Here is a 12,871-nt window from a genome sequence, read left to right on the forward strand (position 1 = left end):
GCTGTCCTTTTGCGGGCACTCTCCAGCAAAGGCCTGATAACCTCGAATTGCTCCGACTTGATATCACTTGGATAATCTCTTCTCATCTCCCAAGCTTCTCATAACTCGGAGACTTTGAACAGGTTCTAAGGGGCTATAAATTGTTAGCGGATGTTGTGCAGGGCGTCAAATTCGTTAACGGCGTTAAACAAAATGGAGATCGAAAACAGGTAGCCGCTTGATTCTCTATACACCAGATTTGACAATAGCTCGATAATGTGAGTTTCATTGTATCTGGAGTAATAAAAATAATGTTGGCTTGTTGGTCAAAAAGTCTAATGAAACTCATGACAAGTAAGTTTCTCAAAGCACCAAGTGATTGTGGTAGTAGCCAAGCAACAAGATTGCCATGAGCGCGCGCTTTATCAATGCTAGGTTTCCACCGCCTACCAATGCTGAAAATCAATCACTTGATTAGTCTGCGCGTAATCCATTAATTTTTATTGTCTAAAAAATACAAACTTGCGGACTTCGCACTTGCATGACGGCTAGGAGTGGAGAGAATAATGAATTTCACGCATCGGAAAGAAACAAGGCAGGATTGAAAGTCAATATAGGGGTCTTATCAAAGCAGCTTTAATGATCGTCTTTGATCTGTAAGCTGGTAGTCGTCTTTTTTCAGATAACCTTATTTGCCAGGCAGATGGATGAAACATTGGTTTTGTTATTCGCTTCACTGCCCGACGGTCTTGTTTCACGATATGTTGAGATACTTGACCTGACGAACCACCATGGGCTTCTTCCTGTTGATATTGATCTCGCTCATCCGCCAGCTTCTACCAACCGAGCGCTTATACCTTCTGAAAATATTTTCTAGCAATGGTAGAAACCGGATCGCCCAATGGTTCATTAAAGAATGGTCAACTGTAACACCACACTTCTCAATCATCTCTTCCAGGTAACGGCAACTTAACGGATACGCCGCGTCATTATTACTATTCTGGGCTAATAGCTATGATATTGTAGTTGACTCTGATAATAATAATCATTATCATTCGTATTAACCAGCTATATGTGCTTTTCCAGCCCGGATTGGTACTTTCACCACAAGGAGATACTGCATGCATGCGCTAGAAAATTCGCAACAACCTGAAATAAGTATATTGTTACCAAAAAAGGTGGTTGCCGGCATGCCTATCACCCCTGTAAGACGTTCGAAAATATGGGAGCTGGACAAGAGATATCACTGTCCCGTCATCGGTCTTTGTCTGCCACAAGTGGACCTTGAGTGTTTCGCCAGACGCTTTCATTTCAATACCCCAATAAGTAACACATATGCGCTGCATGTCGAAGCAGTTTGCTGCGTCACGTCCAGAAACGCCGTATCAGAAGCGATTCATAAGCACCTGGACAGATTGCATCAGAACCATATCAAACAATTCGAGACGGCCAAAACTGACAACGAGGTACTGGTGCTCTGGAAGACATATTTCTCAAGCGGAAAAATAGCCGGTCCGCTATGGGCAGCGCTCACCCATAAGCGCATCAGCCCCGAGAGCGGGAAACAGATCTACGACATGGTCCACATGCATATGCATGAAGCAGTTGCCGAGCTCTCAGCCACACAAAATCGGACAAACCAGACAGAGCAGACGCTGAAAGAGTTGATTGAGCAACTGAAACAGGCCAAAGAAAAACACGCACAGACAGAATTGCGCTTACGCCAGCGGCTGGAACAGGCGGCTGTAGAAATCCGGGAATTACAGCAATCCAGGCGGGAAGACGACACGTTGCGTCAGCGTCTGGAAACCCTGGAGTCTGGCCGCGCCTCGACCGAAATGGCGCAACGCCTGATGCGCCTGACAACGGAAAACGAGCAACTACAGATCAGGATTGCGCAAGTTGACGGGCTCAAACAGTCTCTCAAAAGCGCTTGCCACAGTCTGGCCAAGCTTTATCGAGAACGAGATGCCCTACACACCGAGCGCAATGCTCTCGAAAAGCTGCTGCTGACCTTCAATTCCGGCAATGCCATTGACACAGAATCAACTGACGTTGTTGATACCGATGCTGATTCTTTCGATTGTATTTTGTGTGTAGGCGGCCGGCCTGCACTACTGCCGCAATATCGCGCACTCGCCAGACGACTCGGCCTCAAATTGTTGCATCACGACGGCGGCCAGGAAAATGCGTTATCCCGTTTACCAGAAATGGTATATGGCGCTACGGCGGTGATCTGCCCAACCGACTGCGTTAGCCATGCAGCCTACTATCAGATCAAAAGGCTTTGCAGGCTGGGACGAAAACCCTGCCTGCTGTTCAAGGGAGCTGGCGTTTCCAGTTTTGCTGCAGCGCTAGCAAAAATTGCATCCGGTGAAACCAGCATCAACAGCGGTTCCGGCAAGTCGCCTGAAACCACAACATAACTGCTTGGCATCGCCAGCCGGACAGTTAACCCCTGTTTATTTTTTGATTGATACCGCACTATGGAGAAAACATGTTTTTTGAGATTAAGATGAATAAAACAGCAAAAATTGCTGTACTGCAGTATTTACTAGGATTTGCTTTGCTGAATGCCGTACTAACGTTTGCATCCGATCAAGAACCACCAGTAGGCAAAACCGGCTTTCTGGTGGTTGCAGCCGACCGGGGTTTTGTCGGGAACGAGGAAATTCGCGATGCGTTTGAACCATTCTCATCCAGTCATCCGGCTGCACTGGTCTTTGTTACGGATGAACGCACCCGGCAAACGCTGCAGTCCGGCCTCGATAGCCTGCGCAGTCAAAATATCAAGCGTATTGTGGTACTGCCATTGTTCATCTCTACAGCCGAACCGCGCTATCAACTCATTCACAGGCTGATTGCAGAAGAAAATAAAACCATTCCTGCTATTTTTGCACGCCCTTATGGGGAAAGTTATTTCGCAGTCGAGGCACTCGCTTCCCGGCTGCGTGCCATGGAGTCTGCCACTCGTCAACCTCTGACGGTAGTAGGTTACGGTGCGCAGAACGATGCAAGTAGGCGAGCCATGCACAACGACTGGATGCGCATTATTAGGCAAGCATCACAGGGACTGGATTTTCGTCCGGTCAATACGCTGATTCTTCAGGAAAGAAAAGAAGATGAATCTGCAGAGGATTACATGAATAGTACGAAACGAACGCTTTCCAACGTGCTAACGTCTCCTGGATCGGCAACCGTAAATAGCAAAAACCAGGTTATTGTATTCGCTCTGGGCCCTAAAAATGACAGTATGATGTCGCTCGAAGCACGGCTGAAATGGCTGTTACCCAAAAATGCGGTACTCCATAACCTCCAGATTGAACCGCAACAGCTGGCGATGTGGATGGAGCGGGAAGCCAATCGCAATCTGCCTCTGACAACAGAAAACACCGGAGTCATCTTGTTCGCACACGGTTCAGATTTTCACTGGAACGAAAATCTGCGCGTAGCAGTACAACCTCTGGTTGATCGCTACAAAATTGAATTCGCCTTTTCCATGGCTGATCCCCTCACGATTGAGCATGCGTTACGCAAGCTGGAGCAGCGCGGCGCCAAAGCAGCAGTGATCGTCAGTGCCTATGCGACGAGAAATTCATTTCGTTCGGAAATAGAGCATCTGATCGGAATGGATATTGAGGATTATCAGGCTGAGCAAAATACTGGTAGTGATACACATGGCGGGCATAGTAAGCATGGACATGGTGAACCTGCTAAACCTGTTCCCAGAATCCTGACATCTCTGCCGGTTATACGGACAGGTGGTTATGAGGATAGTCCTCTGTTTGCAAAAGCGCTATTCGACCGCGTACTCGCACTCTCCAGAGATCCAGCCAAAGAGACCGTCATTCTGACTGCGCATGGTGCCCATGACGACCAGCGAAACGATGAGTGGTTGCAAAAATTAGAAAGTATAATCAATCAGATGCGCAGGAACGGCGGCAAAAATTTTAAGGCATTCAAGGTTGCCACCTGGCGCGAAGACTGGCCGGAAAAGCGCGCACCCTGGGTCAAAAAAACAAGGGCCATGGTGACCGAAGCCAGTAAACAAGGGGGAACAGCTATCATCATCCCGGCACGTACCACAGCAGTCGGTCCTGAAAAAAAATTCTTGTCCGGGCTTGAATTCGAGCTAGGAGAAGGCTTCGCACCACACCCTTTCTTTACTCAATGGGTTGATGAACAGATCCAGCAAGGAATCACGCTGCACAGCCAAGCAATTACTAACTAATAATAAAACCTAACATACTGATAAATATAGCCAGCCAGCCAGCCAGCCAGCCAAAAATAATTTATTTCCCGGGGATGTATCATGTTTCCATGGCTCGACGGCTATCTGGCTGGCTGGAGAATTTATCTTGCAACTGCCATTGTCCTAACGCTGCTTATCTACCCTGTCAGCGCACAAACCACATCAACTGGTGTGAAATCAGCAGATAAATTCATTGCAACGAATCTGAACGGAATTACTGTCACCGCAACCCGCACCAGCCGGAAGACAAATGAAATACCTGAATCAGTCAGCGTAGTTGACATTGAACAAATTCGAGCTCGTCAGGCCGCTGATATTGGTGACGTATTGCGCTATCTGCCTAATGTCGAACTGGGTGGTGGGCCGCGTAATCTAGGTATGAGACCGGCTATACGCGGTATGGATGATGATCGCATCCTGTTTCTGCTGGATGGCGCCAGACAGGACTTCAATCGTGGACACAATGCCCGAATATTTACCGATCCATCGTTACTCAAACGAGTCGATGTCATGCGAGGACCGGCTTCTGCCGTATGGGGCAGTGGTGCTCTCGGTGGGGTTGTATCTTTCACCACATTGGATGCAACTGATCTGCTTCGCTCCGGAGAAAGTTCTGGTATAAAAACCAGGGGTGGATTTCAGAGTATGAACGAGCAATATATTCCTGGAATCAGTGCTTACGGCCTACTGGGCGAACAAGTCGACTATCTGCTCGATTTTTCCTACCGCAATGCAGCTGATGATATCCGCCTCGGTGATGGCTCTAAACTGCGGAATTCCAGTTTTGAGTCCTATGCCAGTCTGGTCAAACTCAACTGGACGCCGGGCGATCATCACTTCACATTTTCCACTCAGACGTTCGACCAAGCCGGAAAAGTACCTTCCAACCCACAGATTGCTTCCACAGATGACACACTGTTGGATCGGGATACCGAGCAGCGTAACTATATGCTGCGCTATCGCTATATGAATGCGGATAATACCTGGCTAAATCCTGAAATGATGGTCTACCACAACACTACCTACAGTCTTGAGAAGCGGTTGTTCGACCAGCGACGCGACGAAACCAGTTTCTCCACTACCGGTATCAATGCGCGCAACAGTTCGCGTCTTGATCTGAACCACTTTGTAACCCAGTTTATTACCTATGGCGTTGATTATTTTCACAATGAGTCAGAAGGTAAACGCAACGGCACGACTCGATCAGAATTTCCCCGTGGCAGTGCAGATGTGGCTGGGGTATTTCTACAGGATGAAATTACCCTGTGGGAGCGGTTATCGCTGATTCCCGGTGTGCGCTGGGACTATTTCCACAGCCAGGCAGACGATATTACCATCCGTTCCAATAAAAACAATCGCGTTAATATCAAAATTGGCGGGTTATTCAAGGTTACCGAGTGGTTGTCGATCACCGGTGGGTATAGCGAAGCGTTTCGCGCTCCAACATTGAGTGAGCTATTCACAACCGGCACCCATTTTACCTGCGGACCGGGGTGTGCCAATCTGTTCACACCCAACCCGAATCTCAAGCCGGAAACGGCCTTCAATAAAGAAATAGGTGCACGCATAGAAAAAACCGGCTTGTTGCTCGAAAATGATCAACTGACGATGCGAGGCACCTATTTTCACAACAAAGTTAAGGGCTTCGTTGATCTTATGGTTGATTTTGTCTTTCACCCGGTCCCTGGAAACCCTGGCAGAGGGGGTACCACAAGCAGAGGCAATGTGAATGATGCGTTACTGGAAGGATTTGAAATAGAGGCTAATTATGCAGCCAAGTACGGTTATACCGGATTCTCTTACGCCCAGACACGTGGCCATAACCGGACAGACGGAGGCGTGCTCTCCAATGTACAGCCAGATAAATGGATAGTGCTGGCAGGCTTGAACTGGCCTACCTATAATCTTTCTCTAGGCTGGCGTAGCAGTATCGTCAGCGCGCAGAATCGTATCCCAGCAAAAGGAACACCCACCCCCGGCCATACGTTACATGACCTGACACTAACATGGCTACCGCAGGGCGGCACGTTTAAAGGGATACGTCTTGATTTCGGGATCGACAACCTGACTGACAAGGATTATCGGCGTCACCTCAGCGTATTGAAAGATCCGGGGCGCAATTATAAATTTGCGGTTTCTTACCAGTTCTGACAAGAGAACTAAGCAATGGAAGCAAAAATATAGAAAATCGGGGTAGTGACGTTCCGCTGCATGTGACAGGTGACCCTCTTTAACTCGATACAATATTGTCCTGACTGATGAGCCCACTTTACTCTGTTTGCTGGCCTTCTAGCGGAGACGACGGCGAAGCCCAGGAACAAGTGCAGTGGGCGGCGAATAGACTCAACCATCGGCCACGCAAGGTGCTTGGATTCAAAACTCTGTTTGAGGTATTCTTCGGGAAGACGGTGCGCTACACCAAACCACCGATAGGCGTTGCACTTCGAAATTGAATCCGCGCCTGGATTCTGAGATGAAATTTCACATTTAAAGACGTAAATAGCAGATAATGTAGTTGTATTTTTTTGTGAGTGTTTGCAGCGATAAGATGAGATGGAAGATTGTAGCCATCAAACACTGGCTCACGAATTAATCGGTGGTTCTCTTAATCTTTTATGGAGGTTCCGATGCTTAAGATCTTTAAATTATTTTCGGCAGTAATTGTAATATTCTCCTTGTCATCGCAAATAGCGTTAGCGCACGAGTATCCTGCCCAAGTTGGTGAAAAACTTGGCTATGGAATTGCAAATGTGGTTACTGGCGTTGCGGAGATTCCCAAAACCATGATTATAACCGGACGTGAAGAAGGCGTAGCGTATGGCGCAACGGCCGGGTTTTTTACGGGCATAGCGCATATGCTTGGGCGTATATTTACAGGCGCGCTTGATATTGCAACGTTCGTAGTGCCAACCACGACAGTCCCGCAGCCGAATGTTATTTGGGACGATTTTGATAAAGAGACTACTTACGGACCGTGGAAAATGCGTTAGGATTACTGCAGTTGTTTTGGCATGTTATATTCAAAGCGCTGTTTGGTTAAGTGAGTATGTTTTGCAGCGAAACGATGAGCGCAGTAGCGTTATTGAATAAATAGAACTGTCGGTAAAAAGATGGCACATCTGGCATAGTTCTGCAGGATTTCACCTGCAGAACTATGCCAGTGCTTTATAAACACAACGAAAGCCACCGTCATAAGATAGAAAAATCTCGCGATAAAGATTAACTGGCATGAGCATAACAACGGATTGTAGCGACGGGTTGATATCACGGTTTGGTTTACTGAATCGATAATCTCTGAATGGCATACCACCAGAGCACGAGCTCGCAGTAGGTCATAGTAATATTCTAATACCGCCATAAGAACCGCTTTGTTTATTCGCAGATCCATGAAAGCGCGTGTACTTTTACAGCAAAAAAACATAAGCAAGGATTAGTGCGCCTGCGCTCAACAGATGACTAATCTGAGCATGCTTGTCAGTAAATATGGTTTATTTAACAACACTATAGGTTGTTGTTATGCCTCAGAAAATAGTTAGCAATAGATATCACTTGAATAGCCTTTTCTCATCTCCCAAGCTCCTCATAACTCGGAGACTTTGAACGAGTTCTTAGAGATATTGCGCGTTTTCGGGGTGTGATAATGACTTCGTGGTGGCAGCTATCCTGGCTCTTCGAGCTTTTCAAGGCTGAGCAAAACGCTGGCCTGGAGAGAGTGATAAATTCAAACCAGTGCCAGAATGTTAGATTACATGAAAGCCGCAGAAGGTTGCCTCCGAAGTAGCGGGCATGATAATCACGCAACAAAACCTTAGCTGGCCACCTTTTGGGTGGAGGGATAAAAAATCTACTCGATATTTTGAATCTGTTCGCGCATCTGTTCGATCAGCACTTTCATTTCAACGGCTAATTGTGTGACGGTACTATCGACAGATTTAGATGCCAAGGTATTGGTTTCACGATTGAGTTCCTGCATTAAAAAATCCAGACGCTTACCAACTACACCTCCATGTTGGAGTGTATTTTCCACTTCATCCAGATGCGTATGCAGGCGCGTCAGTTCTTCATCGACATCAATCCGGTTGGCGAATAAAGTGAACTCCTGACGAATGCGCTCGTCCATCTCGTTGAGACCGGCTGCCTGGATAGACTGGCTCAGGCGCGACTGAAAACCGGCAAGAATCATTGGTAATTTGGGTGACAAGGCTGCCAGAAGTTCGCGTATCCGGTTAAGCCTATCAAGTAGTAGATTCCCCAGCTTGGCACCCTCGCGTTCACGAGCGGCTATAAAAGGTTGTAAGGTCTGTTGCAGTAAATCAAGGCACGGTGTATGCAATTCGGCAGGGTTCATTGTGGTGCGGAGATCATTGACCATGCCTGGCCAGCGAAGAATATCCGAGACAGAGAGATCGCCAGCGGTGGGAAATACGGATTTTATTTCCTGGCTTAACATCTGGAGTGTGTGGAGTTGAGCGTGATTAAGGAGAATATTTTGTATAGTATTTGTCTGGCTGGAGAGCACCAGGCGACATTCGATTTTGCCGCGCGCCAGACTGGCAGTAAGCAATTCACGCATCGCAGGCTCCAGAGACCTCAATTCATCCGGTAAACGGAATTGTAGATCAAGAAATCGGTTGTTAACGGAGCGCAGCTCCAATGCCAGCGAAACGGAAGCATATTCTCTGGATAAGGCTGCATAGCCGGTCATGCTGGCAATCATAATGACGCGGAGCCTAGCCGTTGACCAGTGAAATTGGGGATGGTGCTATACTGATTCATTGCATTATTTTTTCAACAAAAGGAGACAACACAAATGAGAATACTAGCATTTTTGACACTTGCTCTGTTTACCTTCAGCCTGATGGCATTTGATGCGGAAGCGCGACGGATGGGTGGAGGTAAAAGCTTGGGTAAGCAGCGTGACTCAATGAATCTTAACAAACAACAAGCCGCGCCGAAGCAACAACCACAGCAGGCTGCCGGCGCATCAACCGCGGCTGCAGGCGGTGCTGCGGCTGCAGGTGGTAGTAAATGGCTCGGCCCACTTGCCGGATTGGCTGCGGGCGGATTGCTGGCAGCGTTATTTATGGGTGGCGCATTTGATGGCATCAATATGATGGATATTCTGGTATTGATTGCATTGGCGGCAGGTATCTTCTTTGTGATGCGCATGTTGGGCAGGCGGGCACAGGGAGGGACTTCCCGGCCAATGCAGTATGCGGGTGGTGGAGCAGGGCAGACAACAGGAGGAATGCCATCTTCAGGGCATGACGGTGCTACTGCGGGCCGTGATTCCTTCAGTACCGATGTTCAGCAGCCTGATCAGGCGAACAGCTCAATTCCTGCAGATTTCGATGTGGATGGATTTCTCAAGCAGGCTAAGCGTTCCTTCATTGCGCTACAAGCTGCTCATGATGCGCAGGATCTGGAAGAAATCCGTGATTTCACCACACCTGAGCTATTTGCCGAGCTGAACGCGCAAATCGAGCAGGATGCCAGTGCGGGTCAACAGACAGAAGTGCTGTTTATCGAAGCAAATCTGCTCGATCTGGTCACTGAGGGCAATCAGGCTGTCGCAAGTGTTCGTTTTAACGGGCAATTACGGGAATCTCCCGATGCGCAAGCGGAATCTTTCGATGAAATCTGGCACGTGCAGAAAGATCTGGATGATCGCCGTTCTGCCTGGCTGTTGGCTGGAATTCAGCAGGCTGCTGATCTGAAGCATTGAGTGAATGTACCAACAAGCAGCTTCAGGAAATATATGGTGAGTGCTCATTTTCTGAAGTTGCTGCTGACGATGACCTGAGTTACGAAATTCTGGACAAGGCGGTTTGCTACCAGGGTTTCTTTCGCATGGAACGCTACCATGTGCGCCACCACAAGTTCAGTGGTGAATGGAGCAAGCCGTTTACGCGTGAGCTGCTTGAGCGTGGTCATGCTGCTGCAGTATTGCCGTATGACCCTGAAATGGACTGCGTAGTACTGATTGAACAGTTCCGGATTGGCGCGCTTAAGGCACCCGGTGGTGCGTGGCTGCTGGAAATTGTTGCGGGGATCATCGACGCAGACGAAACGCCACAGCAGGTAGTTATTCGAGAAGCGGTCGAGGAAGCGGGCTGTCACATCGCTGAATTAGTACCGCTGTATGATTATCTGGTGAGTCCCGGGGGCACTTCAGAGCAAATCGCACTGTTTTGTGGCAAAACTGATACGACCAAGGTGGCTGATGGCACAATTCATGGCTTGGCAAATGAGGACGAGGATATCAGGGTGCATGTGATGGCCTTGTCCAAGGCATTGACTTTACTCTCTTCTGGTGCGGTCAAATCGGCTAGTGCCATCATCGCGTTGCAATGGCTGGCATTGAATCGAGAGGCTATTCGCCTACGTTGGTCAACGGGGTAAATGCCTATGAATACAGCATATTTATGGTGGCGTAGTGTGATGCAGCTTGTTGTCCTTCTCACTATTTTACTGTTTGCTGGCCCGTCAATTGCAAAAAACGATGATCCAGTCAAAACGCTTCAGAATAATTCGGTAGTCAACCATGCCATCGGCGTCTGGCTGGATATCGATGGTGTTATTGGTCCGGCGGTACACGATTATGTGCAACGCAGTTTAGCCAAGGCACAGGAGCAACAGGCGCGCGTAATTATTCTGCGAATCAATACACCGGGCGGCTTGGATGTATCGATGCGCAACATTATTCAGGATATTATTGCGTCCCCCATTCCAGTCGTTGGATATGTTGCTCCAAGCGGTGCGCGCGCAGCCAGTGCGGGTACTTATATTCTTTATGCCAGCCATATTGCGGCAATGTCGCCCGCCACCAATCTTGGTGCGGCAACACCGGTAAAAATTGGCGGCTTGCCGCAATTGCCTGACCCCGCCAGGGAGAAACCGACCGATCAATCGGGTGAACTGCCAGTAGCACAGGATGACGCTATGACCAGAAAAGTCATCAATGATGCGGTTGCCTATATTCGAGGGCTCGCGGAGATGCGCGGGCGGAATGCCGACTGGGCGGAGCAGGCGGTACGTGCGGGAGTAAGCTTGACTGCCAGTGATGCGCTCAAGGAAAACGTCATTGATCTGATCGCGACCGATCTGGATGATCTGTTGCTCAAGATTCATGGGCGAACCGTCAGTGCGGCTGGTGAAGAGGTCACTCTTGCCACACAAGACCTGAGACTGGTTCGGATCGAGCCAGACTGGCGCGCGCGCCTGCTCGCAGTCATCACCGATCCCAGCATTGCTTATATTCTGATGTTGATTGGCATATATGGCCTGATTCTGGAATTTGCCAATCCCGGAACGATTGTCGCTGGTGTGGTCGGCACGATCAGCCTGCTGCTGGCACTCTTTGCCTTTCAGGTGTTGCCGGTTAATTACGCTGGCATGGCGCTGATTTTTCTGGGAATTGCTTTCATGCTGGCGGAGGCGTTTGCACCGAGTTTTGGTGCGTTGGGCCTGGGTGGTATCACCGCCTTTGCAATCGGTTCGGTGATACTGATTGATACCGATATTCCGGGTTACGGCATCTCATTACCGCTGATCGTCACATTTACACTGTTGTCTGCGGGCGTCTGCATTTTTATACTGGGGATGGCGCTTAAGGCCAGAAAAAGACCTGTAGTAACTGGAAGCGAGCGAATGCTGCATAGTGTGGGTGAAGTGATGGAAGATTTTGATCGGGAGGGCTGGGTGCGTGTACAGGGTGAACAATGGCGCGCGCGCACCCACTCGCCGCTCAAAGCTCGTCAGCGAGTCAAGGTGACGGCTATGCATGGATTATTACTGGAAGTAGAACCTGGGAACGACACACTGGAGAGCTAACATGGATACTGATATTTTTTCTGCAACTATATTATTGATTTTTTTTGCTGTCTTTTTTCTGGCAAGCGCCTTCAAGGTACTCAGGGAATACGAACGTGGTGTTGTATTTATGTTGGGGCGGTTCTGGAAGGTCAAGGGACCCGGACTGGTCATTGTTATTCCGATTATTCAAACCATGGTGCGAGTGGATTTGCGTACTATCGTCATGGATGTGCCGAGTCAGGATGTGATTTCACGTGATAACGTCTCAGTAAAAGTCAATGCGGTGCTGTATTTCCGGGTGGTTGACCCAGAGAAATCCATCATTCAGGTTGAGGACTATCATATGGCGACCAGTCAACTTGCGCAAACTACGCTGCGTTCGGTGCTGGGGCAGCATGAGCTGGATGAAATGCTTGCTAGTCGCGATTCGCTCAATACAGACATTCAAACGATTCTGGATGAACAGACCGATGCCTGGGGAATCAAGGTGTCCAACGTGGAAATCAAGCACGTCGATCTCAATGAAACCATGATTCGCGCGATTGCCAAACAGGCTGAAGCCGAGCGTGAGCGTCGCGCCAAAGTCATTCATGCTGAGGGAGAATTGCAGGCTTCCTATCATTTGCTGGAAGCTTCGCAGGTTTTATCCCAGCAGCCACAAGCAATACAGTTGCGCTATTTACAGACGTTAAACGAAATAGCTGGCGAGAAAAACTCTACGATTGTTTTTCCTTTACCAATGGAATTTTTAACCGCCTTACAAAAAACGACAGAAAAAATGCCGGCTGCCGTTACAAAAGCAGATTGAGTCCGGTTTTCAGTGAA

General features: G+C 48.6%; 9 protein-coding genes and 2 pseudogenes. 9 read left to right on the plus strand and 2 right to left on the minus strand.

Annotation, left to right across the window (positions count from 1 at the left end; translation table 11 throughout):
- A pseudogene (locus tag NSMM_RS15060) lies at positions 1–86 on the minus strand (IS5/IS1182 family transposase); the annotation flags it as partial.
- A 1,014-nt stretch (positions 87–1,100) separates the two neighbouring features.
- On the opposite strand from NSMM_RS15060, the gene NSMM_RS03835 reads away from it, so the two are divergent.
- The 5 genes and pseudogenes from NSMM_RS03835 (at position 1,101) to NSMM_RS03850 (ending at position 7,221) form a co-directional block, all read left to right on the plus strand.
- A complete protein-coding gene (locus NSMM_RS03835; protein ID WP_090284792.1) occupies positions 1,101–2,405 on the plus strand; it encodes a DUF2325 domain-containing protein in 1,305 nt (434 codons plus the stop codon).
- Between the two features lie 89 nt (positions 2,406–2,494).
- Positions 2,495–4,210 (plus strand): CbiX/SirB N-terminal domain-containing protein, encoded by a 1,716-nt coding sequence (locus tag NSMM_RS03840; protein ID WP_245654668.1) that lies wholly within the window; start codon positions 2,495–2,497, stop codon positions 4,208–4,210.
- Positions 4,211–4,291: 81 nt separating this feature from the next.
- Entirely contained in the window at positions 4,292–6,382 is a 2,091-nt protein-coding gene (locus tag NSMM_RS03845; protein ID WP_090284795.1) for a TonB-dependent hemoglobin/transferrin/lactoferrin family receptor, read from the plus strand.
- Positions 6,383–6,543: 161 nt separating this feature from the next.
- Positions 6,544–6,684 (plus strand): annotated as a pseudogene (locus tag NSMM_RS16965) (IS30 family transposase); the annotation flags it as partial.
- Positions 6,685–6,858: 174 nt separating this feature from the next.
- Positions 6,859–7,221, plus strand: a complete 363-nt coding sequence (locus NSMM_RS03850; RefSeq protein ID WP_090284797.1) for an exosortase system-associated protein, TIGR04073 family — start codon at positions 6,859–6,861, stop codon at positions 7,219–7,221.
- 854 nt (positions 7,222–8,075) lie between these two features.
- Here the strand turns inward: NSMM_RS03850 and NSMM_RS03860 are convergent.
- On the minus strand, positions 8,076–8,936 hold the full coding sequence (locus NSMM_RS03860) for a YicC/YloC family endoribonuclease (RefSeq protein WP_245654669.1): 861 nt from the start codon (positions 8,934–8,936) through the stop codon (positions 8,076–8,078).
- 105 nt (positions 8,937–9,041) lie between these two features.
- Between NSMM_RS03860 and NSMM_RS03865 the strand changes: the two genes are divergently transcribed.
- From NSMM_RS03865 to NSMM_RS03880, 4 genes are read left to right on the plus strand one after another with little or no spacing between them, the layout of a single operon-like run.
- The gene (locus NSMM_RS03865; RefSeq protein ID WP_090284803.1) at positions 9,042–9,956 is read left to right on the plus strand and encodes a Tim44 domain-containing protein; all 915 of its coding nucleotides are present in this window, start codon (positions 9,042–9,044) and stop codon (positions 9,954–9,956) included.
- Positions 9,953–10,633 carry an NUDIX domain-containing protein gene (locus NSMM_RS03870; protein WP_245654670.1) on the plus strand — a complete coding sequence of 227 codons (681 nt, stop codon included), beginning with the start codon at positions 9,953–9,955 and terminating at the stop codon, positions 10,631–10,633. Before NSMM_RS03865 ends, NSMM_RS03870 begins: the two co-directional genes overlap by 4 nt.
- Positions 10,634–10,639: 6 nt before the next feature.
- Positions 10,640–12,064, plus strand: a complete 1,425-nt coding sequence (locus NSMM_RS03875) for an NfeD family protein (RefSeq protein ID WP_245654671.1) — start codon at positions 10,640–10,642, stop codon at positions 12,062–12,064.
- A gap of 1 nt (position 12,065) precedes the next feature.
- The gene (locus NSMM_RS03880; RefSeq protein ID WP_090284807.1) at positions 12,066–12,854 is read left to right on the plus strand and encodes a slipin family protein; all 789 of its coding nucleotides are present in this window, start codon (positions 12,066–12,068) and stop codon (positions 12,852–12,854) included.
- The last annotated feature ends 17 nt before the right edge of the window (positions 12,855–12,871 follow it).

The sequence above is a fragment of the Nitrosomonas mobilis genome, assembly GCF_900103035.1.
Lineage (GTDB): Bacteria > Pseudomonadota > Gammaproteobacteria > Burkholderiales > Nitrosomonadaceae > Nitrosomonas > Nitrosomonas mobilis.

Bases quoted from the DNA above. Each gene is read 5' to 3' on its own strand.
- NSMM_RS03835 (WP_090284792.1), top strand. From the start codon at position 1,101: ATGCATGCGCTAGAAAATTCGCAACAACCTGAAATAAGTATATTGTTA.
- NSMM_RS03840 (WP_245654668.1), top strand. From the start codon at position 2,495: ATGAATAAAACAGCAAAAATTGCTGTACTGCAGTATTTACTAGGATTT.
- NSMM_RS03845 (WP_090284795.1), top strand. From the start codon at position 4,292: ATGTTTCCATGGCTCGACGGCTATCTGGCTGGCTGGAGAATTTATCTT.
- NSMM_RS03850 (WP_090284797.1), top strand. From the start codon at position 6,859: ATGCTTAAGATCTTTAAATTATTTTCGGCAGTAATTGTAATATTCTCC.
- NSMM_RS03860 (WP_245654669.1), bottom strand. From the start codon at position 8,936: ATGACCGGCTATGCAGCCTTATCCAGAGAATATGCTTCCGTTTCGCTG.
- NSMM_RS03865 (WP_090284803.1), top strand. From the start codon at position 9,042: ATGAGAATACTAGCATTTTTGACACTTGCTCTGTTTACCTTCAGCCTG.
- NSMM_RS03875 (WP_245654671.1), top strand. From the start codon at position 10,640: ATGAATACAGCATATTTATGGTGGCGTAGTGTGATGCAGCTTGTTGTC.
- NSMM_RS03880 (WP_090284807.1), top strand. From the start codon at position 12,066: ATGGATACTGATATTTTTTCTGCAACTATATTATTGATTTTTTTTGCT.